We start from the raw sequence: 23,387 nt of genomic DNA, 5'->3' as shown, positions 1-23,387 counted from the left end.
ACGGACTGCGCGGCGCGTACGTTCTCCTCGCGGTCGTCGACGAAGAGGAAGAATACTGGGCGAGGTCCCGAGCACGGCCACGCTCATGGTCCCCGGCGGTCGGCCGCGGGCCGCGGAGGGAGCCCTCACCGGCCCTCTCACCCTCACGTCCCTGTCGGCACTGCGCTTCGACACCGCCGTCATGGGCTGCTGCGGTCTGAGCGCAGCCGAGGGCCTGACCGCCTACGACCTCGACGAAGCGGCCGTGAAGAAGGCCGCCATCGCCTCCACCCGCCGCGTCATCGCCGCCGACGGCAGCAAACTCGGCCACACCGCCTACGCCCACGTCGGCCCCGCCACCCTCCTGCACGCCCTCGTCACCGACACCGCGGCACCCGCCGACGAGATCACCGCCCTCGAAGGCGCCGGCATCGTCGTCAGGACCGTCTGACAGGACGTAACCGGCACCTCGACGCCTACCGCGAACCGGGCCGCGAAGTCGGTGAGTTCAGACTGCTGCTGCGGCTGCTCCGTGTGCTGGAGGGCTGGAGGAGCTGGTCGACGGGTGCGTAGTCGTCGGTGAGCGGTTGGGCATCGCCGATCCAGGAGGCGAGGTCGTCGCCGGTGGAGGTCTTCCAGCCGGTCTGCCGGGAGTTCAGCGCTTCCTGGGTCGCGCGCAGATCGACCGGCCGGTCGGAGGCGAGCACCACCAGATTGCCGCCCTCGGGGGTGGCGGTCGGGGCGAGGCCGATGTCGGCGGGTTCGCCGACGACGGCCACGTGCTCGAAGGTCTCGCCGAGGGTGGCCACTTCGGCACGTGCGAAGTCCATGTCGCCGTGGTCGATGAGGTTGGCGACGTACAGGCCGTCCTCGTCGAGCACCCGCCGTACGTCCGTCATCGCTTCCACCGTGGTGAGGTGCCACGGCACGCTGACGCCCCCGAACGCGTCGCCGACGACGAGGTCACGACTGCCGGTGTCCAGCCGCCGCAGGCCGAGCCTGCCGTCCTCGGCGCGTACGTCGATACCGGCGCCCGGTCCCAGACCGAGCTGCTCGCGGTTGATGCGTACGACGCCGTTGTCGATCTCGGACACAAGGCTGCGCGTCCCGGGCCGGGTGGCAGCGAGGTAGCGGGGAAAGGTGAGCCCGCCGCCGCCCAGGTGGTGGGCGATCAGTGGCTCACCTTCGGGGAACGCGGCGTCGACCACCGACGCGACGGCGCGCACGTACGCGAACTTCAGGTAGGTCGGGTCGTCGATGTCGACGTAGGAGTGCCGCAAGCCGTCCAGCACGAGTGTCCGGCCGCCGTCCCGGTCGGGGTCCGCGACGACCCGGGCGCAGTGGTACTTGGTCTCCGTGTCGCAGGCGCCGGGCGCGACCGTGGTGGCGAGGCCGCCGGCGACGACCACGAGTGTGAGGGCAGGGGTGCCGCTCCACCCGCGCGTTCGCCACTCGATCAGCGCCGCGCCGGCCACCAGCAGTGTTCCGAGGCCGATCAGAATGCCGCTGACCGACAACCGCGACACGAGGACGAAGCCGGTGAGGACGGTGCCGAAGATGGCACCGACGGTACCGACGCCGGACAGCCGGCCGACCACCGTTCCGGTCTCGGCGAGGCTGGTGAGACGTAACTTCGTCACGATCGGCGTCACCGCGGAGAGCAGCGCGCCCGGCACGAGTATGGTCAGCGCCGCGATCAGCAGGAGCAGCGCCGGTGCCCACTCCGCGGAGGTGCGCAGCACGGCGGGGGTGAGCGCGACGACCGCTCCCGACACCCCGAGCGAGGGGCCTATGAGCCGGCGCGGATCGACCTGGTCGGCGATGAGCCCACCCAGCCACGAGCCGAGGGCGATCGCCGTGAGGGCGATGCCGATCACCATCGTGCTGGTCTCAAGGGTGAGGCCGAGGTAGGGAGCCAGCAGCCGCAGAGCGACGATCTCCACCACAAGGACCGCGGCCGAGGACCCGAACACGAGCGCGGCAGCGGCCCGGGGACCCAGACCCTGACTGCGAGAGGGGCCCTCGGCAACGGACGAGGACGACGATCCGGTCACGGGCGACATCCTCGCACGCGACGATTGATCACTTCCCTGTCAACTTCAGCCTGTTGAGGTGGGCTTGGCCCCAGGTGGCGTACCAGGGAGCCATGATGGCCGTCGTAGGTGGCGTCCTGTATCAATCGGCGTGGAAGCGGTCGATGACCGTGGGAGTCGGATCACGGGGGTGGGATCACATGACGAACCAGCCGGTGTTCGTCCTGGGCGAGGAACTGCAGGCCCTGGAGCGGGCCGGGTTCGAGACCGAGGCGGAGTTCCAGGAGTTGCTCGCGCGTCATCCTCAACGCCTTCCCGCGCCCGAACGGTGAGGGGCCCGGCCGCCGACGGGCGCAGCGGTTACTCGCCCTTCCCGCCGCCTGCCTTGCCGTTGCCGGCCCCGGCCCCGGCCCCGGCCCCGGTCCCGTTTTCCGCGCCGTCGGCGTTGTTGCCGGGATTCCCGTTGCCCGACGTGCCGGTGTTCCCCGCCGTGCCCGCGCCGGCGTCCGCGGCGCCTTCGCCGGGTTTGCCCGTGTCGCCGGACCTGCCCGGTGCGGCTGTCGCCCGCGCCAGCTGTTCGGCGCAGTACGCGGCGACCTTGCCCTCGCCGCCCGCCGCCGCGACGAGTTGCTGCCAGGCCGTCGAGTCGAGCGCCTTGCCACGGTCCTTGACGTGCTCGTAGGCGCGGCAGTGGGCCTCGGTGTCCTGGGCGGCGGCCGGGCCGTCCGCCGGTCCGCCGCCGGAGGAAGCCGACGAGGTCCCACCGCTCGGCCGGGCCGGGGCGGACACCGAGGGGTGCGCGGTCTTCCGGCCGGCACCGGCGCCGTCCGTGGACGAGCCGGCCGAACCGATGGCCGCGACCGCGACACCGCCCAGGGCGAGGCTGGCGAACACGGCGGCGAACGTTGTCTTCACAGGGCGCCCGGTCCGCCGCTCCGCGGGCAGCCGCCAGTCGTCCCGGCGCCGGGTACGTGCCCGGTGCACGTCCGTGCCACGGGTGGCCCGGAAGGCGGCCACGGCCCGCTGCTCGGCCTCGGGGGCGAGATCGGCTCCGCGCAGGACAGTGGCCAGCACCGTCTCCAGCGCGGTGTCGTCACGCTCGTCCCACACGTCCCACGGGGCGGACACGGCGTCGTCAGGGTGCACACCTCGACGGCCCGGCACTCCGTCGCCGCTCGGCCGTTCACCCATGTCCGCTTCCGTTCCTGTCCGACATGTTCGATTCACCTGGCGTTCCGGGCCCTGCTGCCCGTCCGCCGGCCCACTGCCGCGGGCGTCGTTCACTTCGACTCCCCCAGCGTCCGGGACGCCTCATCCGTCACACCCTCTGCCGCCTGGCCCCCGACGCCCAACTGGTGGGCGAGGCGTTTCAGACCTCGGTGGGCGGCGGTGCGCACCGCTCCCGGGCGCTTGCCGAGGACGCGCGCGGCGGCGGTACCGTCCAGGCCGACAACGACCCGGAGGAGTACGGCCTCGGCCTGGTCCTTCGGCAGCCCGCGGACCAGTTCCAGGGCCCGCTCGGTGGAGAGGGTCTCCAGTGCCTCGTCATGGGTGCTGTGCGGGCCGGCCAGGTTCAGTACGTCCTGCTCGGTTCCTCCCGACCGGGGCCGCACGCGCTGGCGGCGCAGATGGTCCAGTGCCCGGTGCCGGGCGATGGTCGCCGTCCAGCCGCGGAAACCGGCCCCGTCCCCCTTGAACCGTGCGAGGTCACGGGCGATCTCCAGCCAGGCGTCGGACGCCACGTCCTCCGCGTCCTCGCCGACGAATCCGCGCAGATAGCCGAGCAGGCCCGGCTGCACGATCCGGTACGCGACGGCGAAGGCGGTCTCGTCCCCGTCCTGGGCCCGCGCGACCGCCGCGCCCAGTTCCCCGTCGTACGTCTGTACGCGGCGGGATTGCCGTGCCTGGCCCAAGACTGTCCTCGTTCGCACCTGGTTCAAAGCGATTCCGTTCCGTCCGACGAGCCCCGTTGGCATCGACGGCCCCATAGGGACCAGCGCGCGTTCTCACGGAAGTGTCACAACGCATCACGCGTCCCTCGCGTGGTCGTCGGAGCTCCTGTCTCGTGGGTGGCGAAGCCGCGAGGGCCGTCGCCGGCTCCAAGGAAACGGCGAGGTAAGGACGTTGAGCCGATCCGTACGCCGGCCCGGACGGCGTTGCGGCTCGGGAACGCCCGGCGAATCCGGTGTTCGGACACCTGCCGGCAACCCGTGCCGTCCCGGCCGGGTGACGTATCGCGCCGGCCGTGCGCTGTGTGAGTACCGAGTCCGCACCGGACCGCCCGACGCTGATCGGTGATCGGTGATCGGTGATCGGTGATCGCTGATCGGTGATCGCCGGGCCGGACGTCGGTGCCAAGACCACTCCCGGAACTCTCTCCGCGCCGCTCTCGACTCCCCCCGGAGGCGGCATGGAGAGGGACGCGGGCGGCCGGACCCCGACCGCTGCATGGGGTCCGGCCGCCCCACACGCCGTTCGGACCGACGGCCGACGATCACCTCACCCGTGTACGCCCCGAAGCCGCGCAGCGAGGTCGGCAGGTGATCCGTGACCTGGTTCTCCGGGGTTCCCGCAACTGGCGCAGAGCCGCCTCCCACCTTGCCGTACGACGGCCGGGGGGCTTCCGGAACGCGGCGTGCGCCGGGCGGAGTGATGCTCTGGCGTCCCCGTGCGCTCCTTCTGTGATGAGCCTCTACTTTCCTTTGCGAGCGGTGCCGCCCCCGGCACTGCGCAACAGCGCGACCTGGCTGGAACGGCTGTTCGGGGACGCCTCGGACACCGTCCGGCACCGCGTCGACCGGCACCGCGAGGATGTGCTGGACAAGCGATATCTGGACCAGGAACTCCTCTACGCCGGCGATCCCCCGCACCGCGCGGAGCACCGACCCCAGGCCCAGGTGGTGCTCGGCGGTCGGCCGGTGTTCCACCCCGATCGGTACAAGCCGCCGTTCCTGGTGCTGACGGCGGGCCAGGTGCAACGGGTGGCCGGGTTCCTGACGATGGCCGACTTCGACGCGCTGTGGGTCTTCGCCCGCGACGAACTGCTGCCGCGCTACGGCGGCGTCACCGCAGAGCCCGACACGCGGGGCATTTTCGCGGCGGCGCATCGGGAGCTGACGGAGTTCTACGCGCAGACGGCCGCGCGCGGAGACGCGGTGGTGAAGTGGCTGCCGGCCTGAAGCACACGGCATGCCGACTCCTCCACGGCCATCGCCAAGCTCAATCACCCGACAACAAACAAGCCCCAGGCCACTGGCCTGGGGTTCCAATATGGAGCGGGTGACGAGAATCGAACCCGCACTCTCAGCTTGGGAAGCTACGGCGCTTGGGCCGGTACATGACTTCTGACCTGCACGGATTCGTTCCGCCGCTGCAGGCGTGAGTGCTTGGTGGCACCGTTGTTGACCGTGGTTGTCCGCTCTTACGGGCACGCTGTGGGCACGGGGGTGACCAACAGCCGGGCCGTACAGCGCGCAACGCCTGCACCGACCGGACCGCATCGTCTGTGGAGCTGATCTGGAGGGTCCGTCGCGACTGCATACACCGGAGCTGACAGGTGGACCCGCAAATGTTGGTGACGTATTCTTCTATGTACATCACCAACATTGCGTGGGAGGCACGGTATGTCCGTGACCCAGATCGACATCGACGACGACGCCCTGGAGCGCGCCATGGCTCTGGCTCACGTCCGGACCAAGAAAGAGGCGGTCAATCTCGCTCTGAACTTCTACGCCGAGCAGCAGGAACGCGCGGCGCGCATCAACCGTCACTTCGAGCGTGCGCGTGAGTGGGGTGCCGTCGAGGACGCCGAGCGCCTGCACCGGGCGGAGAAGGACAGCCGGTGATCTACCTGCTCGACACGTCCGGCCTGGTCCGGCTGCTCCGCGATCCAAAACTGCAGTCGGCCTGGTACGACGCGATCGATGCCGGGGCCATCGCGTCCTGCTATGTGCAACGCGCCGAGTTCCGGTACAGCGCCCGGAATCGTCGCGAGTACGACGAGATCGCGGAAATGTTTTCTGACCTCTATCCCGACGCCGCCGTGCCGAAGAACGCAGGGCGCTGGATCAGCGCGGTGCAACACCGTATGGCACAGGCCGGGGAGCATCGCAGTGCCTCGGCAGTGGACCTCGTCATCGCCGCTACAGCGGCTCACCACGGCCTGGTTGTCCTCCACGACGATGCCGACTACGGCACTGTCGCCCGGCACGCATCCGACCTGACCGAGCACAACGTCCACGACATCGTCTGAGGCGTTTCACTGCCCTACAGGTTGTGGAGTTGTCCGCACTGTCAGGCGAGGGCGGCGATCAAAGAGAACTCCCGCGGCGCCCAGAACGCGGTCTTCCGCGCCTATTGCCGTGGGCCGGAGCACATGTCCTGGCTACGTCGGGAACGGGACTGACGGGCTCGGCTGAGGAGGCGATACCGGTCGAGATCCGCGTACTCCGTCTCGGGCACGCCGCTGTCCGAGAAGATACGTCCGTCGGCGTTCCTCCCACCGCTGCCGCTCCTCCTGCGCGAAAGGTCCCGGCACCCCGGTCAGGGGCTCGCCCCGGAACAGCCCGATGACTGCGCCGAGTTGGTCCGCGGCGGTGGCCAGGTCGCTCGACGCGACGGTGCGCAGCGCCTCGGCTCCCCGTTCGTCCAGATCCGCCGTATCGAGCCCGACCTCCTCGACGACGAAGCGGTACCAACCCTTGCCGCTGCGGATCACCGACTCCGCGGGCGTGGTGCCTTCCGGATCGAGCGCTCTGCGCAGCGAGTTGACGTGGGTGGGCAGCACCTTGTGGCCGCCCGCGGGAGGCTCCTCGCCCCACACCGCGTCGAGCAGCCGCTCATGACTCACCACGGCCCCTCGGCGCAGCAGCAGAGCGGCCAGCACGGCCTGCCGCTTGACCGGCCCCAACCCCAGCGGCGTCCCGCCCCGCCAGGCCCGTAACGGTCCGAGCACTTCGAACCGCAGCATTTGAGGAGATCCGTCGTCCACCCCGCAGCCTCCGCTTCCCCACGTCATCGAAATTTCATCAGAATTGCAGCACCCCCAGCCATGGTTACGGACACGACATCGCACAACCCGCACAACCGAAGGGGGTCCGCGTGACCGAAGTGGATCTGGTGGCCACCGCGTTGGCCACGGGGGCGGCAGCCGGACTCACCGACACCTCACGAGGAGTCGTCCACGACCTGCACATCGTGCTGAGGGACGCGATCCGCCGACGGCTGTCCGATGGCTGCGACGGCGTGCGGGGCGGATACGGCGTACGGGTGCTGCACGCGTACGAAACAGACCCCGATGCGTGGCGGACCCGGCTGCTCCAGGTCCTGGCCGCCGAGCTGGAACTGGACGAGGAGATCCTCGGGGCGGCCCGCGCAGTGCTCCGCTCGGACCGCGGGACAGGGCACGTCATCGTGGACGTGGTCGGTTGCGGCGCACTGAGCGGATGAATGCCCTTGGCTGATGTGTACGCCGATGCCGCGTACGGAGTCTCGGAGCCGTGGTTGCAGGGGCACGGTCAAGAGCCCGTCGGTTGTTTCGGAAAACCCCTCCTTGGTGACCATGTCTGCACGCGGAGGGGACGGTGGACGCACATGACGGTACCCAAGGGAACCGAGGAATGGCCGGCGCGCAGTCTGCTGGGGAGGCTGTCCTCCCCGGCACGGCGGGAACTGCTCGACCTGGGGACCGAGGTCCGGTTCGACGCGGATGCCGTGCTGCTGCGACAGGGGATGAACGACAGGCACGTGCTCCTGCTCCTGTCCGGTCTCACGAAGGTCATGGCGGTTGTGGAGAACGGTGAGACTTCGCTCCTCGCGGTCCGGGCCGGCGGTGACACGGTAGGTGAGATGGCTGCCATCGACGGGTGCGCCCCGCGCTCGGCGACGGTCACCGCCTGCGGTCCACTGACCGCGCGAGTGGTGCATGACGGCGCGCTGCGAGCACTGCTGATGCGCCGCCCCGAGGTCTCCATGGCCTTGACGATGGTCGTCGCCGACCGCTTGCGCTGGGCCAACCGCAGGCGGCTGGACTTCCGGGGGTATCCGGCGAAAGTGCGTTTGGCCCGTGTGCTGGGAGAACTCGCCGCGTCCTACGGGACTCCCCGGGGCGACGAGGTGGTGATCGACATCCGGCTGACGCAGCCGGAGCTTGCCACGCTGATCGGCGCCGCGGAGACGACGGTCCACAAGGTACTGCGCGAACTACGAAAGGAGGAGCTGTTGGAGACCCGCTACCGTGCCACCGTCATCAGGGACCTGGCCAGTTTGAGGCGGCTCGCGGACCTGGCGGACGAATGACCGGGGCCGAACCGACGTCAGCCCAGTATCGGCTGCAGGACCACGCTCAGCCCCGCGCTGATGCCCATGACGGCAGTGCAGACCACCGCTCCTGTCAGCCAGCGGTACTTGAGAACGGCGACGTGGGCGAGGAACCGCACGGTGTGCGACAACTCCCTACGATCCGCGGCCTCATCCGCGGGCACGTCCTCGGCGGGCAGGATGTCGGGGCCCGACTCCAGGTGAACGAAGCAGTACCGGTTGGCGGCCCGATCCCGGAGCAGCCGCGGGCTCAACACCGCTGCCAGACTCACCGCGCCACCGATCAGGCCGCAGACGAACAGGGCCAACAGTGTCCCCCCGAACACCCCGGCCGCGCCTCCGCGTTCGCAGACGAGCACGACCCCACGACTCCATGCCCCTGCGGTGCCGACCAGCCCGGCCTGCACCGCCGCCAGGATGCCGGCCTTCGCGTCCGCGTGCTGGTGGGTCGTCTGCAGCGCGGTGAACATGTACTGCGCGGGACGACTGTCGGCTGCCTGCACTGTCGGTGCCATGGACGTCTCCTCCGGTCGGCGAGGGCGTGCTGCCTCCAGTAAGAGGTGATCGTCTCCGCCGAACCAGTCCCTTCTGCGGGTTCCGGGGACCTCGTCAGTGCTCGCAGGTCTCAGCAACCCGTATTTCCACAGGGTTCACACCGAGGCGCAGGTGTACGACTTGATCGCCGGCACCCGTGATCCGGGGGAGCGGGTGCCGGTCTGATGTGTAGTAACTCCGTTGATTTGCAGGGGATTTGAGTCACGCAGCGTGCTCCCCCTGAAGTACGTGTACCGAGAGGTGTCATGGCGACAAACGGTAAGGACGGGCCGGGCGGTGCGGGCGCCTTCGCGCGCAGACTGCTGCTCTCCGTCGACGCGAAGGGATACGGCGGCGCCGACACGGTCAGGCAGCACCAGTTCCAGGAAGCGATCGTGCGGTTGCTGGAACTGGCGTCCGACGCCGCCGGGTTGAACCGCGAGAAATGGCTGACACAGGAGGGCGGGGACTCGCTGTTCGCGGTCCTGCCCGAGGGGGCCTCCGAGCCCGCCCTGGTCGACGCCTTCATGCGAAGTCTGGAGGCCAGTCTGCGGGCCTTCAACATCGGGCGGGAAACGGAGGCGTGGCTGAGGCTAAGGGCAGCCGTCCACTTCGGCGAGACCTCGCCGGCCGCAAACGGCTTCGCCGGCAGCGCCCCGGTCGAGATCGGCCGCATCCGTGACTGCGCGGCCCTGCGCGCCGCCCTGGACCAGTTGTCGGAGGCCCCGCTGGCGGTCGGACTGTCCGCGACCGTCTTCCGTGACGTCGTACAGGGGAAGGCGTACACCACCATCCGGGAGAACGAGTTCCGGGAGGTGCCGGTCAAGGAGAAGGAGTATCGAGGGGCGGCCTGGATCTGGGTTCCGGGCGCCGATGTACGGCAGGTGGACCTGAGTCCTGCCGTACTGGAGGGGGAGCCGCGTAACGCGAACCTGGTGCGGAGCAAGGTGAAGGTGAACAACGTCCAGGGCCGCGCGGTCGTGGTGCGTGCGGAGGGGGCTGTGGCAAACCCCATCGAGGCCATCGCTGACATCGGTCGCGTGGCGCGTGACGGAGAAGTGATCGGTGTGGACCTCCGTGCCGCCGGAGGCAAACCGTGACCGCCCACACCCCCCGCCCGCGCCGCGCCTTCGAGGATGTGATCCGGGCCCGTACAGAGACGGACTTCGTCGAGCGTGCGTGGTTGTACGACGAGATCGAGCAGGCGCTGAAGTCGGACGAGGGCCAGTACATCCTGGTGACGGGCGAGCCGGGAGCGGGCAAGACCAGCCTGCTCGCCGGCATCGCGCGGGCCCACCCCGACCGGCTCCGCTATTTCTTCAGACGGGACAGCCGTACCGCGGTCACCGGCGGCGACACCGAGTCGTTCCTGCTGAGCATCGGACACCAACTTGCCCGGGAGCGCCCGGAACTCTTCGAACTGGAACGCCTCTCGGTCGTCGTCCAGCAGCACATCGACTCCGTGGAGGCCGAGGGCCGGGTCATCGGCATCAAGATCGACGACTTGAAGGTCTCCCCCTTCCACCGCACCGCCACCCTGGAGGTCGAACAGCGCATCCGTGATGTCGCGGGCACGGCCACCGGCGTCGAGATCGGCACGGCCCATCTGGAGCCCCGTCTCCTCGACCCCGACAACCTGGCCCACCTGGCGCTGATCGGACCCGCGCAGGTGTTGGCCGAACAGGACCCCGAGGCCAGGATCGTCATCCTGCTCGACGCCCTGGACGAGATAGCCGACGACGACACGACGGGGCCGAGGAAAAGGGTCCTGCACTGGCTGGCCCGTTCCCCCGAACTCCCCGCCAACGTCAAGGTGGTCATGACCTCCCGGCCACACGCCGGGCTCCGGCTGTTCCGGTCCGCCCGGGAGGACCGACTCACCGACGTGGTCATCGACCCCGGCTCACCCCAGGTCGTGGGCGACCTCCGCACGTACGCGGACCGCGTCCTGGAGCGTCCCGCCGTCCTCGCCGCCGAACGGGCCAGAGGCAACCTACTGGGCAGCATCAAGCGGCACGCCGTCCGCAGGGCCGCCGGAAACTTCCTGTACCTGGCCACCTACGCGCGGGCGCTGATCGACGCCGCCCAGGAACAGGACGACGAGATGGTCGACAGGCTGCTCGTCTTCAACGGCGTACCGGGCCGTCTGCCCGGGCTGTACGGGTTCTTCGTGGAGTTGGTGCGCGAGGAACTCAGGCCATGGCCGAGGGCGCTCGGGACCAGTGAGCCGGACGGCTGGGAAGGGGTGGGCCTGCCGATCATCGGCGTACTCACCGTGGCGAGAGAGGCCCTGACAGAGGACCAGCTCACCGCCCTGTCCGGTACGCCCGTACGGGAAGAACCCGCACAGAAGGTCCTGTCGAGCCTGCGCTGGCTGCTGGACCGCCGAAGCGACCGGATCGCCTTCTTCCATACCTCGGTCAACGAGTTCCTCGCGGGACAGGAAGCCCGCGAGAAACACCCGGAGTGCTGGGTCGACGAGACCAGATGGCACGAGCAGATCGCCCACCGCTACCGGGGCACCGTGCCGAACTGGGCGGACCTGGACTGGTTACAGGTGGACCACTACGGTCTCGCCCATCTCGTCGCCCACGTCCTGAAGGCCGGGCCGCGCTTCTCCGCCGAGGCCGTCGACATGGTCTGCCCCGGTCTGCGGAGCGCCGTCAGACGCGAGTTCGGGGCCGAGCGCCGATTTCTCGAACTTGTCGACAGCGTCGCTCACCATGTCGCCGACGGCGCGACTGTCGCCACCGGGCTGCCCGCGATGACGTACCTCGGGGTCGTGCGTCACCAGGCGGCGCAGTCCAGCAATGCGCTGCCGCCACGGGTGATCGGGCTGCTGGCTCGGATGGGGCGCGTCAAGGAGGCGCTGGAGCACGCGGTCGGGATCACGCCGTCGCTGTGGCAGGTCACGGCGTTCGCGGAGATCCTTCAGTACGCGCATCCTGGGTCCGACTCGCCCTCGACCGACGAACTGCTGGACCTGCTGGTCGAGTCCGCGCTCGCGGTTCCGACAGACAGCTACCCTCTCAGCCCCAACTACGAGGCGGACAGAGCGATCGTAGCGACCGCACGACTGCTGGCATCTCACGATCTCGATCGTGCGCTGCGGTTGTGGCGGTGGGGACAGGAGAGGTCGCCGCAATCGGGCCGCTTTGCGGAGGGGCCGGACGACCTGTATCGCGTCGCCGCAGTCGCCGAGCAGGACGTGGACAGAACCCACACCCTCATCGGCAAGATCAGCGGGGAGCGCTGGGGGGACTACCTGGACGCGGCGGAACGCGCCGACCCTGCAAGGGCCGTCCAATTGCTGCGGGAGGCCGAGAAGTCCCTGGAGTCCGCCGGACCGGCGGCCCGTGTCCTGGCGCTGGCACGACTGGCCGCCACGTGGGCGGCGCACGATCCGGACACCAGCCGGTGGCTCCTCGCCGAGGTGCGCGCGCAGGTCCTCGCAGCCGGAGGAGAGGAGGGCCTCGCTGCCCAACTGGTCAAGGCCGCAGGTGTGTTGGAGGACGTGGACCGGATCACGGCTCGCTTTCTGCTGGCCCGCCTGGACAGCGACTCCCATGACTACTGGGTCGCTCTCGACGGTGCTCGGCTATGGGTTCGTTGGGGGGCGCCCGAGCGTGCGCGGACTCTTGTGGCCCCGTACCTCTCAGCGACCCAAGACGACTGGATGAGGTTCGCTGCCATGAAGGCGATCGGGCAGTCCAGCCGAGCCGAGGCACTGCGGCTCTTGGAACGTGACCATGCCGCCATCCCCGGGCCGTCCGCGGATCCGGATGCACACGCAACGTTCAGCATGGAGCGCGACAACGACCTGATCAAAGTGGTAGAGCGCATGGCCGAGTACGACCTTGCCCGGGCAACACAGATGGCCAGGGGCATAACCGAGACCACCTGGCGTGACGACTGGTGGTGGCGTGATCACGCCGCAACCGCGGGCCCGGCCCAGGAGGTCTTTGGCAAGGACCGCTATTCGCTCCTTGCCGGAATCGCCCACCTTCACGTTGCCCGAGGTCGGAGTGGGCCGGCCGCCGCCATCCTTGAGGAGGTGCTGGGGGGTGCGGAACACCCCGCACCTCTCAGAGGCGGCGGCGGCTCTGCTCGGTACTTCATGACTTCGTCGTCCGAGTCGGGTGAGCGTTCATCCAGGAACCGTCTGGCGCAGCTGAACATCGACGGCATGTTGACCGTGTTCAACATGAGCAATCACTGGGCCGCTCGCGCGCGAGGACACTTCTATCGCCATCCGGCCGATGTCATCCGTGCCGTCGAGCTCGGCGCGCACAGCAGCATGGCCAGAGTGGTACGCCGGTTCGCGGGGCGGTTGGCGCGCCGAGATCTCTCACGGGCCGGCGCCCTCATCCGCTCGATCGCGGATCCCGGGGAGCGAGCCATCGGCTTCGCGGAACTGCACCGGGTGGCACACGGCCCCGGCGGCACCGCCCCTCACACACCTGAGGCGGACGTGTTCTCCAGGGAAATCGATCGGGCGCTCAGTGAACTACCGCGCTACCGGTGGACATCCGCTCTCGCGGACGACGCGGACGGAAAGGCATGGGCATACGTACGTCCTGATCACCGGGTCCGCTTCGAGCTCGCCCTGCTCGCCCTGGGATGCCGGAAGGAGGATTGGCGGGCAATCGAGGGGCTGCCCTACCTGACCTACGCACGGAGGCAATCAGTGGTTCTGTGGGTGTCCGAGGTGTATGCCGCCGACGTGATGGACAACAGGCGCCCACTTCAGGGAGCCAGGGACATCCATGTGCGGAACCTCAGCCCGGGACGGGACCTGGATCAGGACGACGCGATGGCCAAAATCGTGCTGGCCGCGGCTGCGTACGACGAGTACCGGATCGCCCGTGAGGTGCCTGCGTACAGCTTCCACGCGCCGCAGGCGCGCATGGACGACCCGGTTTACGCCGCAGCCGTGGACCTCGTGACTCCCGCCCCCGGAGCCCCCCTCAGCCCCGCGTTCACTCGTCGGCTGAGGGAGATGCTGGACGAGGGCCCACTGCCGGCGGCGGCCGGACTGCTCGCCTTCGCCGGGGAGGCCAGGCCGGAGAACCGGCACGAACTTCGTGAGCTGGCCGCAGCGGTCATCGCCAGAGCCGGTGACGGTTCCGCGATCGGCTTGGACACACTGGCCATCCTGGTGGAATCGCCCGTCCTCGGCGACCTGGTGGATCCTGTCGCTCTCCTGCACGAAGCCGAACGCTGCGCGCTCGCCTGGGCGGGCGAGAGCTGGATTCCCCACGACGTCATGGCACGCCTGTTTCCGGTCCTGCTGGAGCGTGCGCCGACGGTCGCGATGCGCAGGTTCTACGAAGTCACCTCGTCGGACTGGTCCTTCGCCATGTCAATGCTGGAACACGCACCGGACGCCTTGATCGGCGCGTTGGACGCCGACGCCGTGGCCGTCCTCGGCGCGGCCATCACCCAAGGGCTTGCCTGCACCTCCCCCGAGGGCATGGCACCCGATGTCGTGGACGGCGTCCGGCCGGCGCGACTCGCCGGCGGCCCCGGGGACGGGAGGCCGGCGGCATGACGCATCCCGTCGACCCTGTCGTGGTGAGGGCGCACTCGGACGTCCTGGAGCTGTTCCGCACGGATACCGCGGTGGATCCGGCCGGACTGGCCGCGGTGTGCCGAGCCGCCCGCGACCGGCTCGCGGCACTGCCCGACCTCGACCCGGACCATCCGCACTCCTGGGCCTCGTACGAACTGATCACGACGGACGTACAGACCCTCCTCGGCTATCTGAGCGAGGTCGATGTCCCGAGCAGCGAACCGGAGCACTTCCGGACCCTGCTGATCCGCGTCCTCCGCTACCTCTACGCAGCCGACGGCGCCAAGACCGGCGTCCGATTGGCGGAGATCATCCACCGCGAGTGGGAAGCGCGGATCGGAGAGTCGCACATCGACACGCTCCAGGCCGCTGAACGACTTGCCGCGTGCCTGCACGCAGAGGGCGACGCGAAAAGGGCCCGGCCGGTGTTCGAAAGGATCTTTCAACTGCGGTCCGGGAAATTCGGTGACGACCATCCCGATACCCTCCTCGCGGCCTGCAACATAGGCGCGTGCCTCGGTCAACTCGAGGAGTACTCTGCGGCGTTCCAGCTGTACAGCGACACCGTACGGCGATGTGAGCGACGACTTGGCAGGGATCACCGGACGACGATGCTGGCCACGTTCAACCTCGCGGCCTGCCTGCGCAAGCTCGGGGAGCACGAGAGGGCGCTGACGCTGTACCAGGACGTTCACCGGCGGTACGGACGGGTGTCGGGGAAGAACTCCCTTGAGACGCTAGACGCGGAGGCGGGCATCGCCAAGACTCTGCACGAGCTCGGCGAGTACGAGGAGGCACGCGCCATCAACGCAGACTTGCTGCCGAGATTCGAGAGCCTGGCCGGAAAGAACCACTCGAGTACAGCGCACGCCCGCAGTCGTCTGGCGGAGAACCTCCGCGCGCTCGGGCGTAACGAGGAAGCCGATGAAGTAGAGGGCATCGTCCACCCGGATTTCTGACCGTCTCAGCACGCACGGCGCCGTGCGCGCCATGGAACCGCCCACACTCCTCGTGGACGCGGGGAGCTGCCAGGCCAGCGCGGCCCACGGGGCTTGGCGCGATGGTTCGCGCCGGACATTTCTCCGAGAGGGCAGCGTTGATCTATCAGCACTCCGACGAAGAGCGACAGCGGGAGGTGGCCTCTGGGCTCGACGACATGGTGCGCGCGGAGCGTGCGAAGCACCACAAGGACAACCCTGCCCACCACAGCGAGGAGGCCGCCGAAGGCTAATGGTGCGGTTGTGGTGCGCAGCCCACCTACCGGTCGAGACAACAAAGAACCCCCGGGCCAATGACCTGGGGGATTCGTATGGAGCGGGTGACGAGAATCGAACTCGCACTCTCAGCTTGGGAAGCTGATGTTCTACCACTAAACTACACCCGCGAAAGACGCCGGTTCGGACGGTTTGGACCGGTGTCGGAAACGCGGAATCACCATACCTCATGCCAGGCCCCCGGCGCTGAAGCCGTGGGGCCCGGTGCTGTTTCGGGGGTTGGACGGGGCTGCGGGGCGCGGGAGTTGGGGCGTACGGTGGAGGGGTTGAAGAGGGGCTGCGCGGGATCGGAGTGCCGCCTGGAGGGTCGTCCGCTTCGTCCCGTAATGTGGCGCTTCCTCGTCAGGCAGACTTGGCTCTTGGGGAAGGGACTCTGAGGACTTGATGGAACGCAGCACCGTCGTCCGTTGTGCCGAAGGGCACGTGTTCAGCACCGCCTCGCTTCCGATGCAGCAGGCCGATCGGCTCGGCCCCGGCCGGCTGATCCGTTGCCCACGCTGTGCCCGGCTCCGCAATGTCGTACCTGTGGAGTATCAGAAGCACTGAGCACACGAAGCGCGCAGTACGCAGTGCCGCGTACCGCGCGTTCGTCTCGTTCACGATCGCCCGGGCCCGCCACGATCACCGGATTGTGGCGGGCCCGGGCGCTCTGCGTATCCTCGGGGCGTGCTTCTCTCTGACAAGGACATCCGGGCCGAGATCGACGCCGGGCGTGTACGGATCGATCCCTACGACGAATCCATGGTGCAGCCGTCGAGCGTCGACGTGCGGCTCGACCGCTACTTCCGGGTGTTCGAGAATCACCGTTATCCCCATATCGATCCGTCCATCGAGCAGGCGGATCTCACGCGGCTCGTCGAGCCCGAGGGTGACGAGCCGTTCATCCTCCACCCCGGCGAGTTCGTCCTCGCGTCGACGTACGAGGTCATCACGCTTCCCGACGACCTGGCGTCCCGGCTCGAAGGCAAGAGTTCGCTCGGGCGGCTCGGCCTCGTCACGCACTCCACCGCAGGGTTCATCGACCCCGGCTTCTCCGGGCACGTGACCCTTGAGCTGTCCAACCTCGCGACCCTCCCCATCAAGCTCTGGCCGGGCATGAAGATCGGGCAGCTGTGCCTGTTCCAGCTCAGCTCGTCGGCCGAGTTCCCCTACGGGAGCGACCGGTACGGGTCCCGCTACCAGGGGCAGCGCGGGCCCACCGCCTCCCGCTCCTTCCTCAACTTCCATCGGACCCAGGTGTGAGTGGCGGCGATATGAGTGATGGCATGAGTGACGTGCGCGAGAACCTCACCTACGAACGTTTCGGCACCGCCGTCCGCGAACTCGCCCAGACCGTCGCCGACGACGGGTACGAGCCCGACATCGTGCTCAGCATCGCCCGCGGCGGTGTCTTCGTCGCCGGCGGTCTCGCGTACGCCCTCGACTGCAAGAACATCCACCTCGTGAACGTGGAGTTCTACACCGGGGTCGGGACCACTCTCGACATGCCGGTCATGCTGGCGCCCGTCCCCAACACGATCGACTTCTCCGACAAGAAGGTGTTGATCACGGACGACGTCGCCGACACCGGCAAGACGTTGAAGCTCGTGCACGACTTCTGCGTCGACGCCGTCGCGGAGGTGCGGTCCGCCGTCATCTACGAGAAGTCGCAGTCGCTCGTGAAGTGCGAGTACGTGTGGAAGCGGACGGATGAGTGGATCAACTTTCCGTGGAGTGTTGAGCCGCCTGTGGTGAAGAGGACAGGCCAGGTTCTCGACGCGTAGCGCTCCGCTGGGGTGCCTGTTTTTGGCTGCGGGCCCGTTGTGGCTGGTCGCGCAGTTCCCCGCGCCCCTTACGGGGCGCGTTTTTTTGTGCGGTTTTCCTGCCCTTAAAAAAACGCTTGCGTTTCGCTAGTGGCCCCCGTAGCGTTCGTGTACGAAACCGTTTCGTATCGATCGTGAGTGCAGGGAGGGCGGGTCACGATGATGAGCAGTCCGGTGGTTCTCGCCCTCGCCCTCTCCCTGGTCTCCGCGTTCTGTTACGCGGCGGCCGCCGTGGTTCAGGAGCGGACCGCGGCCGGTACGGCCGACCTGCGGGGCACCCTCGCCCGTGGCTCGTGGTGGTGGGCCGTCGGGCTCAACGCCTCCGGCGCGCTGCTGCATGTGGTCGCGCTGCGGTACGGGCCGCTGACCCTCGTGCAGCCCCTCGGTGCGCTGACCCTCGTCGTTGCGGTGCCACTGGGGTCGCTGGTCGTCCGGCGCCGGACCTCCGGTACGCAGTGGCGCGGCATGGCTCTCACTCTTGTCGGGCTGACCGCGCTGCTCGTCGCCACCGCGGCCGGTCACGCGCCGGACGACACCCTGGGGACCGGCGAGGTTCTCGGCGTCGCGCTCGTCGCCTTCGGCGTCATCGCGGTGCTCGTCCGCTTCGCCTCGGGCGGCTCCGGTCTCGGCGGGCTCGCCTTCGCCGCGGCCTCCGGTATCGCCTCCGGGGTCGGTTCCACGCTGGCGCAGAAGCTCGCCGTCGGGCCGACGCCGTCCTGGGGCGTGGCGGTGGTCGCGGTGCTCACCGTCGCGTTCGCCTCGGGCGGGCTGCTGCTCTCCCAGAAGGCGTACCGCAGTGGCCTCGGCGGTCCGCTGGCCCTGCTCACCCTCGTCAACCCGGTCGCCGCGTCCGTCATCGGCATCAGCCTGCTCGGGGAGGGCTTCCAGTACGGCACGACGGGCACCCTGATCGCCCTCGCCGGTGCGGTGGCGGCCGCCCGGGGCGTGATCCTCCTCAGCCGTCCTCAGTCCCACCAGGAGCGTCCCGGCCGGCGCGTCTCCGCCCCCGTCCGCAATCAGCCCCGCCTGCCGCGCCCCACCCGGCTCCTCCGCGCAGGCTTCCCGTCCGCCGCGCGGGTGCGCCCCGTCACCGTCGAACTCGGCGTCGAACTCACCGGCACGAGCCGGACCGTCTGAGAAGGAGAACACCACACATGACCACAGCCTTGACCTCCGTGTCCGCCTCGACCATGGCGGCGCCTCTTCCGCTGCGGCCCCGCACCACCGTGCGCGCCGCGGGACTCGTGGACGTACCGGCCGTGGCGCGCCTCATCGCCCCGACCGACACCGGAGCCCTCCCGCAGCACCCGGACGCCGCCGCCCCGGTCGACTGGGACCGGGCCCGCCGTGCCATGCGGCTGATGCTGGCCCATCACGCCCTGGAGGACGGTCAGGTGTGGGTGGCCGAGCGTGAGGACGGCACGCTGCTCGCGGCCGCCGTCTGGCTGCCGCCCAGCCCCGGTGCCGAGCCGCCCGACCAGCGCTTCAGCAGCCTGCTCTCGCGCGAGCTCGCCCTCGGCCCGCAGGAGCGCCCTTTCCCGTCTGCCGGTCTCAAGAAGGCAGCGCCCGACGAGTCGCACTGGAAGGTGGCCGTCGTCGGCGCGCTGGACGACACGAGCGTCTGGGACCACACCGTGGCCGCCGACCTGCTGACACCGGGGCTGCGTGCCGTCGACGAGGAGGGCGGCACCGCCGTGGCCGTCACGCTCTCCGCCCGTCACGGGGACCAGTTGAGGCCCCTCGGCTTCCGTCGGCCGCGCTCTCTCTGCCTCACGCCCGGCGGGAGCGTGTGGCTGACTACTCGTCAACCTCAGGGCACAGCACGGGAATCCGCTGTACGAGATTGTTTCCGAAGCCTCCCCGGTTCCAGGGCTGCGTGACCGGCTGGGTGTTGCCCGCGGCGTCCGTGGCCCGGGCCGTCAGTACGTGGGTGCCGGGGGTCGCCGTCCAGGGCGCCTGCCAGTGGCGCCAGGACCAGGCATGGCCCGGGCGGCCGTCCGGCGGGTCGAGTTCCGCCTCCTGCCAGGAGCCCCCGTCGTCCGTGCTGACCTCGACCTTCGTCACCGGGGCGTGGCCCGACCAGGCGCGGCCCTCCAGCCGCAGTGGACCGGGGCGTACGACCCTCGTGCGGGACATGAAGTCCGGGAAGCCGGGCGGGACCATCAATGCGCGCGGGGCGATGCGGGTGACCGCGACGCCGGGCTCGTCCGGGGCCTGGCGGTAGCGGTACGCCACCGACTGCTGGAAGCCGGTGAACGGGGTGTCGGTGAGCGTGATGTCCCGCAGCCACTTCACATGCGCCATGCCGTACCAGCCGGGGACCACCAGACGCAGCGGGTGGCCGTGCTGCGGTGGGAGCGGGGCGCCGTTCATCTCGTACGCCACCAGGACCTCCCGGTCGGCGGCCGTGGCGTCCTTGAGCGTCAGGCTGCGGCGGTAGTCCTGCTCGACGCCGCGTTCCACGCCGTGGTCGGCGCCCGTGAAAACCGCCTCGACGGCGTCCGGCTCGACTCCGGCCTCGGCGAGCAGCGTCCGCAGGGGTACGCCGGTCCAGTCCGCCGTGCCGACCGCCTCGACCAGCCAGGGCTGGCTCACGGGGCGTGGGGTGAGGCGGGCCCGGCCGTTGCCCGCGCACTCCATGGTCACGCGGTGGGTGACGGGCGGGAGGGAGTACAGGGCGGACAGGTCCAGGACCAGGGGCTCCCGGACCAGGCCGCCCACCGTGAGGGTCCAGGTGCCGGCCTCGGCGGGCGGGACGTACGGGATGTCGTAGTGGACCAGTACGTAGTGCAGGCCGGGCGGGGTCACGTCGTGGCGCAGCGCCTCCAGGAGGAGGCCGTGGTTGCGGGCCGCGAGGCCCAGCTCCTCCTGGCTGATGTCCTCGTCGGGTCCGGCCACGCGGCCCGGCGTGCTGACGTCGGCCAGTGAACCGTTCCGGAAAGTACGTCCGTTCGTGACGCCGTCCATGGCTCCATCGTCCTCCCGTAGCCCGGCCCGGGCACCCCGCTCGCGATTGCCAGTAGTACCGAGCGGCGAGACCCTGTACATATCGGCCCTGGGGCGGATGAAACGTGCGATCGCGGACGGACCGTACCTACCGGGCCTCGCGGAGGAGAGCGATCGTCATGGGCGGCAGCACCGGCAGCACCGGCGGCGGCATGGACGGTACGACCCTTGAGGAGATGCGGACCGGACTGCGCGGCCCGGTCATCGCGCCCGAGGATTCGGCGTACGACGAGTCCCGGTCGATCTACAACGCGATGATCGACCGGCGGCCGGCCGCCTTCGTGCGGTGTGCGGATGCCGGGGACGTGATGAACGCGGTCGACTTCGTCCGCGACCACGGGCTCGAACTCGCCGTGCGCGGCGGCGGACACAGCGGCCCGGGACTGTGCCTGGTGGACGGTGGCGTCACGCTCGACCTGTCTCCGATGCGCTGGGTACGGGTCGACCCGGTCGCGAAGACCGCGCAGGTCGGCGGTGGCAGCCTGCTCGGCGACCTGGACCACGCGGCGCACGCCTTCGGCCTCGCCACCCCCGCCGGGATCATGTCGACGACGGGCGTCGGCGGACTGACCCTCGGCGGCGGCCACGGTCACCTCACCCGCAAGTACGGGCTCACGATCGACAACCTGATCTCCGCGGACGTCGTTCTCGCCGACGGCAGCTTCGTCACGGCGAGCGAGACCTCGTACCCGGACCTCTTCTGGGCGCTGCGCGGCGGAGGCGGGAACTTCGGGATCGTCACGTCCTTCACCTACCGGCTGCACCCGCTGCACTCCGTGGGCGTCGGCATCACGGTCTGGCCGGTGGACCACACGCGTGAAGTGCTGCGCTGGTACCGGGAGTTCCTGCCGCAGGCGCCCGAGGACCTGAACGGCTTCTACGCGGTGCTGGCCGTGCCGCCCGGGCCGCCGTTCCCGGAGGAGCTCCACGGGCACAGGATGTGCGGTGTCGTGTGGTGCTGGACCGGTGACCTGGCGCTGCTGGACGAGACGCTCGCGGTGGTGAACGACGCCGGGCGGCCGGCCTTCCACTTCACCAGCCCGATGCCGTACCCGGCGCTGCAGACCATGTTCGACGAGCTGATCCCCAAGGGCCTGCAGTGGTACTGGAGCGGTGACTTCTTCGACCGGATCACCGACGAGGCCGTCGACATCCACCTCAAGTACGGCGAGAACCTCCCCACCGACCTGTCGACCATGCACCTCTACCCGGTCGACGGCGCCGCCTCCCGGGTCGGCTCCTTCGACACGGCGTGGGCCTACCGCGACGCCGTCTGGTCCGGGGTCTTCGCGGGCATCGACCCGGACCCGGACAACGCCGAACTCATCAAGCAGTGGTGCACGGACTACCGCGAGGAGCTGCACCCGTACTCGATGGGCGGCGCGTACGTGAACTTCATCGGGCCCGGTGAGGGCCAGGAGCGGGTCAGGGCCACCTACCGCGACCACTACGACCGGCTCGCGGCGGTGAAGCGGACCTACGACCCGCACAACCTCTTCCACGCCAACCAGAACATCGAGCCGGCGCACTGGCCCCAGGGCGACGCCTAGGGCCCGTCGGGCAGGCTCTAGAACGTACCGAGCTTGATGATCGACAGCAGGGCGATCAGCTGGATCGCCGACGCTCCCAGGGCCTTGGGCCACGGCAGGTCGTGCGACTTCTTGACCATCAGCGTGAAGAGCACGCCGGCCCCGACCCAGGTCGCCCAGCCCAGCAGCTGCACGAACGGCGCGTCGCCGCCCGCGAACATCGCGACGACCAGTCGCGGCGCGTCCGTGAGCGACATGATCAGCATGGAGAGGCCGACCGTGGGCTGCCAGGCGCCGTCGCCGCCGAGCTGGCGGGCGAGGGTGTGGGTGACCACGCCCAGGATGAACGCGCTGAGGACGATCGCGATCGACGTCGTCAGGACGATGGGCACCGCGTTCGAAAGGGTGGCGTTTATGACGTCCGCGCGGGCGCCGTCGAAGCCGAAGACCGCCAGCAGGCCGTAGAGGAACGACACGATGAGGGCGGGGCCCCACATCGTGTAGTCGCGCATCTGCAGGAAGGTCTGGTTCGGGCGCATGACGACGCCGGTCAGCAGTTCCTTCCAGTGCAGCCGCGGGCCCACCGGGGGCGCGGTCGTCTGGCCCGCGCGGTACGTGCCGCCCGGGTTGTACGGGTCCTCGCCCACGGAGAACGCCGTGGTGTGACCCGGCTGGTTCGCCGCGTACGGGTCCTGGCCCTGGCCCTGACCGTGATGGTCGTGGTCGCCGAAGTACTCCGGCTCACCGTGCCCGTTCGTCTGGGGCCACTGCTGCGGCCCGTTGCCACCGCCACCGCCGCCATTGCCGTACCGCTGCTGATGCTGCTGCGGGTACGGCTGAGGCGCGGGGGGATAGCCGTACGACGGGCCGCCCTGGGGGGCCTGCTGTCCGTAAGGCTGCTGCCGCGCCTGTTGTTGCGGGTGCGCCTGCTGCGTGCGGTTGTCCCGGCCGCGTCCGATCCTGAATCCAGCCACGTAATCGAACGTACCTGGTCCTTCACAGTGACGTGCCGGGCCCGGGGCAACGGGCCCGGCTTTGCTGCCGAGCTGTGACATCCCCTAAGGGACTTCCCAGGGGACCTTCATGGGTCCTTCGGGGATATTTTCGGGGACTTTTCAGCGGCTGCTCAGGGTTTGGCCGTACGCGAGTCCGCCGGACACGGCCGGGAGGCCGAGCCTGGTGGGTGTGACCGTGTAGGAGCCGTCGGCGCTCGCGTGGGGGAGCACCCACACGCCGCCGGACCTCGCGTTCTCGCCGGGGGAGCCGACCGCCGGCAGGCCCGTCGGCCACATCTTCCGGGGCTCGACCTCGACACCCGCCCGGCCCAGCTCACCACGCGC

The 23,387-nt window shown here is 69.5% G+C and carries 21 protein-coding genes, 1 tRNA gene and 3 pseudogenes; 16 read left to right on the top strand and 9 right to left on the bottom strand.

Going from position 1 to position 23,387, the window contains the following annotated elements:
* Positions 1-79: 79 nt before the first annotated feature.
* Positions 80-430: pseudogene (locus O3Q52_RS13175) on the top strand (decarboxylase); the annotation flags it as partial.
* Positions 431-455: 25 nt separating this feature from the next.
* Here the strand turns inward: O3Q52_RS13175 and O3Q52_RS13170 are convergent.
* Positions 456-2,042 (bottom strand): fused MFS/spermidine synthase, encoded by a 1,587-nt coding sequence (locus O3Q52_RS13170; RefSeq protein WP_269648960.1) that lies wholly within the window; start codon positions 2,040-2,042, stop codon positions 456-458.
* 170 nt (positions 2,043-2,212) lie between these two features.
* Between O3Q52_RS13170 and O3Q52_RS13165 the strand changes: the two genes are divergently transcribed.
* Positions 2,213-2,344: a hypothetical protein gene (locus O3Q52_RS13165; RefSeq protein WP_269648959.1), complete on the top strand. Its 132-nt coding sequence runs from the start codon at positions 2,213-2,215 to the stop codon at positions 2,342-2,344.
* 28 nt (positions 2,345-2,372) lie between these two features.
* Here O3Q52_RS13165 and O3Q52_RS13160 read toward each other — a convergent pair whose 3' ends face one another.
* Together O3Q52_RS13160 and O3Q52_RS13155 are read right to left on the bottom strand one after the other, a co-directional pair.
* Positions 2,373-3,203: a hypothetical protein gene (locus tag O3Q52_RS13160; protein WP_269648958.1), complete on the bottom strand. Its 831-nt coding sequence runs from the start codon at positions 3,201-3,203 to the stop codon at positions 2,373-2,375.
* A gap of 89 nt (positions 3,204-3,292) precedes the next feature.
* Complete coding sequence (locus O3Q52_RS13155) at positions 3,293-3,925, bottom strand: RNA polymerase sigma factor (RefSeq protein WP_269648957.1); 633 nt, start codon at positions 3,923-3,925, stop codon at positions 3,293-3,295.
* Between the two features lie 771 nt (positions 3,926-4,696).
* Here O3Q52_RS13155 and O3Q52_RS13150 point away from each other — a divergent pair.
* The 3 genes from O3Q52_RS13150 (at position 4,697) to O3Q52_RS13140 (ending at position 6,264) form a co-directional block, all read left to right on the top strand.
* Positions 4,697-5,191: a DUF1877 family protein gene (locus O3Q52_RS13150; RefSeq protein WP_269648956.1), complete on the top strand. Its 495-nt coding sequence runs from the start codon at positions 4,697-4,699 to the stop codon at positions 5,189-5,191.
* Between the two features lie 444 nt (positions 5,192-5,635).
* On the top strand, positions 5,636-5,857 hold the full coding sequence (locus tag O3Q52_RS13145) for a type II toxin-antitoxin system VapB family antitoxin (RefSeq protein ID WP_269648955.1): 222 nt from the start codon (positions 5,636-5,638) through the stop codon (positions 5,855-5,857).
* Positions 5,854-6,264, top strand: coding sequence for a PIN domain-containing protein (locus tag O3Q52_RS13140; protein WP_059208994.1), 411 nt, complete (start codon positions 5,854-5,856; stop codon positions 6,262-6,264). Before O3Q52_RS13145 ends, O3Q52_RS13140 begins: the two co-directional genes overlap by 4 nt.
* A gap of 132 nt (positions 6,265-6,396) precedes the next feature.
* Here O3Q52_RS13140 and O3Q52_RS13135 read toward each other — a convergent pair whose 3' ends face one another.
* Complete coding sequence (locus O3Q52_RS13135; protein WP_269648954.1) at positions 6,397-6,981, bottom strand: winged helix-turn-helix domain-containing protein; 585 nt, start codon at positions 6,979-6,981, stop codon at positions 6,397-6,399.
* A 131-nt stretch (positions 6,982-7,112) separates the two neighbouring features.
* On the opposite strand from O3Q52_RS13135, the gene O3Q52_RS13130 reads away from it, so the two are divergent.
* Both O3Q52_RS13130 and O3Q52_RS13125 read left to right on the top strand, forming a co-directional pair.
* A complete protein-coding gene (locus O3Q52_RS13130; protein ID WP_269648953.1) occupies positions 7,113-7,460 on the top strand; it encodes a hypothetical protein in 348 nt (115 codons plus the stop codon).
* 144 nt (positions 7,461-7,604) lie between these two features.
* Positions 7,605-8,309 (top strand): Crp/Fnr family transcriptional regulator, encoded by a 705-nt coding sequence (locus tag O3Q52_RS13125; protein ID WP_269648952.1) that lies wholly within the window; start codon positions 7,605-7,607, stop codon positions 8,307-8,309.
* A gap of 17 nt (positions 8,310-8,326) precedes the next feature.
* Here the strand turns inward: O3Q52_RS13125 and O3Q52_RS13120 are convergent, their stop codons facing one another.
* On the bottom strand, positions 8,327-8,845 hold the full coding sequence (locus tag O3Q52_RS13120) for a hypothetical protein (RefSeq protein WP_269648951.1): 519 nt from the start codon (positions 8,843-8,845) through the stop codon (positions 8,327-8,329).
* A gap of 285 nt (positions 8,846-9,130) precedes the next feature.
* On the opposite strand from O3Q52_RS13120, the gene O3Q52_RS13115 reads away from it, so the two are divergent.
* From O3Q52_RS13115 to O3Q52_RS13100, 4 genes and pseudogenes are all read left to right on the top strand, one after another.
* Positions 9,131-9,964, top strand: a complete 834-nt coding sequence (locus tag O3Q52_RS13115) for a hypothetical protein (RefSeq protein ID WP_269648950.1) — start codon at positions 9,131-9,133, stop codon at positions 9,962-9,964.
* The gene (locus tag O3Q52_RS13110; RefSeq protein WP_269648949.1) at positions 9,961-14,415 is read left to right on the top strand and encodes a hypothetical protein; all 4,455 of its coding nucleotides are present in this window, start codon (positions 9,961-9,963) and stop codon (positions 14,413-14,415) included. The genes O3Q52_RS13115 and O3Q52_RS13110 overlap by 4 nt, the downstream gene beginning before the upstream one ends.
* Positions 14,412-15,395: a tetratricopeptide repeat protein gene (locus O3Q52_RS13105; RefSeq protein ID WP_269648948.1), complete on the top strand. Its 984-nt coding sequence runs from the start codon at positions 14,412-14,414 to the stop codon at positions 15,393-15,395. Before O3Q52_RS13110 ends, O3Q52_RS13105 begins: the two co-directional genes overlap by 4 nt.
* Before the next feature lie 101 nt (positions 15,396-15,496).
* A pseudogene (locus O3Q52_RS13100) lies at positions 15,497-15,667 on the top strand (site-specific integrase); the annotation flags it as partial.
* A gap of 79 nt (positions 15,668-15,746) precedes the next feature.
* On the opposite strand, the gene O3Q52_RS13095 reads toward O3Q52_RS13100, so the two are convergent.
* Positions 15,747-15,820, bottom strand: a tRNA-Gly gene (locus tag O3Q52_RS13095).
* A gap of 556 nt (positions 15,821-16,376) precedes the next feature.
* Between O3Q52_RS13095 and dcd the strand changes: the two genes are divergently transcribed.
* The 4 genes from dcd (at position 16,377) to O3Q52_RS13075 (ending at position 19,392) form a co-directional block, all read left to right on the top strand.
* On the top strand, positions 16,377-16,952 hold the full coding sequence (gene dcd, locus O3Q52_RS13090; RefSeq protein ID WP_143640041.1) for a dCTP deaminase: 576 nt from the start codon (positions 16,377-16,379) through the stop codon (positions 16,950-16,952).
* A gap of 23 nt (positions 16,953-16,975) precedes the next feature.
* The gene (locus O3Q52_RS13085; RefSeq protein WP_269648946.1) at positions 16,976-17,473 is read left to right on the top strand and encodes a phosphoribosyltransferase; all 498 of its coding nucleotides are present in this window, start codon (positions 16,976-16,978) and stop codon (positions 17,471-17,473) included.
* 198 nt (positions 17,474-17,671) lie between these two features.
* On the top strand, positions 17,672-18,649 hold the full coding sequence (locus tag O3Q52_RS13080) for a hypothetical protein (protein WP_269648945.1): 978 nt from the start codon (positions 17,672-17,674) through the stop codon (positions 18,647-18,649).
* 17 nt (positions 18,650-18,666) lie between these two features.
* A complete protein-coding gene (locus O3Q52_RS13075) occupies positions 18,667-19,392 on the top strand; it encodes a hypothetical protein (protein WP_269648944.1) in 726 nt (241 codons plus the stop codon).
* Here the strand turns inward: O3Q52_RS13075 and O3Q52_RS13070 are convergent.
* A complete protein-coding gene (locus O3Q52_RS13070) occupies positions 19,310-20,479 on the bottom strand; it encodes a sulfite oxidase (RefSeq protein ID WP_269648943.1) in 1,170 nt (389 codons plus the stop codon). The genes O3Q52_RS13075 and O3Q52_RS13070 overlap by 83 nt on opposite strands.
* A 191-nt stretch (positions 20,480-20,670) precedes the next feature.
* Between O3Q52_RS13070 and O3Q52_RS13065 the strand changes: the two genes are divergently transcribed.
* A complete protein-coding gene (locus O3Q52_RS13065) occupies positions 20,671-22,068 on the top strand; it encodes an FAD-binding oxidoreductase (protein WP_269648968.1) in 1,398 nt (465 codons plus the stop codon).
* 17 nt (positions 22,069-22,085) lie between these two features.
* Here O3Q52_RS13065 and O3Q52_RS13060 read toward each other — a convergent pair whose 3' ends face one another.
* Positions 22,086-23,102 carry a Yip1 family protein gene (locus tag O3Q52_RS13060; RefSeq protein ID WP_269648942.1) on the bottom strand — a complete coding sequence of 339 codons (1,017 nt, stop codon included), beginning with the start codon at positions 23,100-23,102 and terminating at the stop codon, positions 22,086-22,088.
* Positions 23,103-23,162: 60 nt separating this feature from the next.
* Positions 23,163-23,387: pseudogene (locus tag O3Q52_RS13055) on the bottom strand (hypothetical protein); the annotation flags it as partial.

The sequence above is a fragment of the Streptomyces sp. ActVer genome (assembly GCF_027270795.1).
Classification (GTDB): Bacteria; Actinomycetota; Actinomycetes; order Streptomycetales; family Streptomycetaceae; genus Streptomyces; species Streptomyces umbrinus_A.
This window is presented reverse-complemented; position numbering and strand designations above follow the sequence as displayed.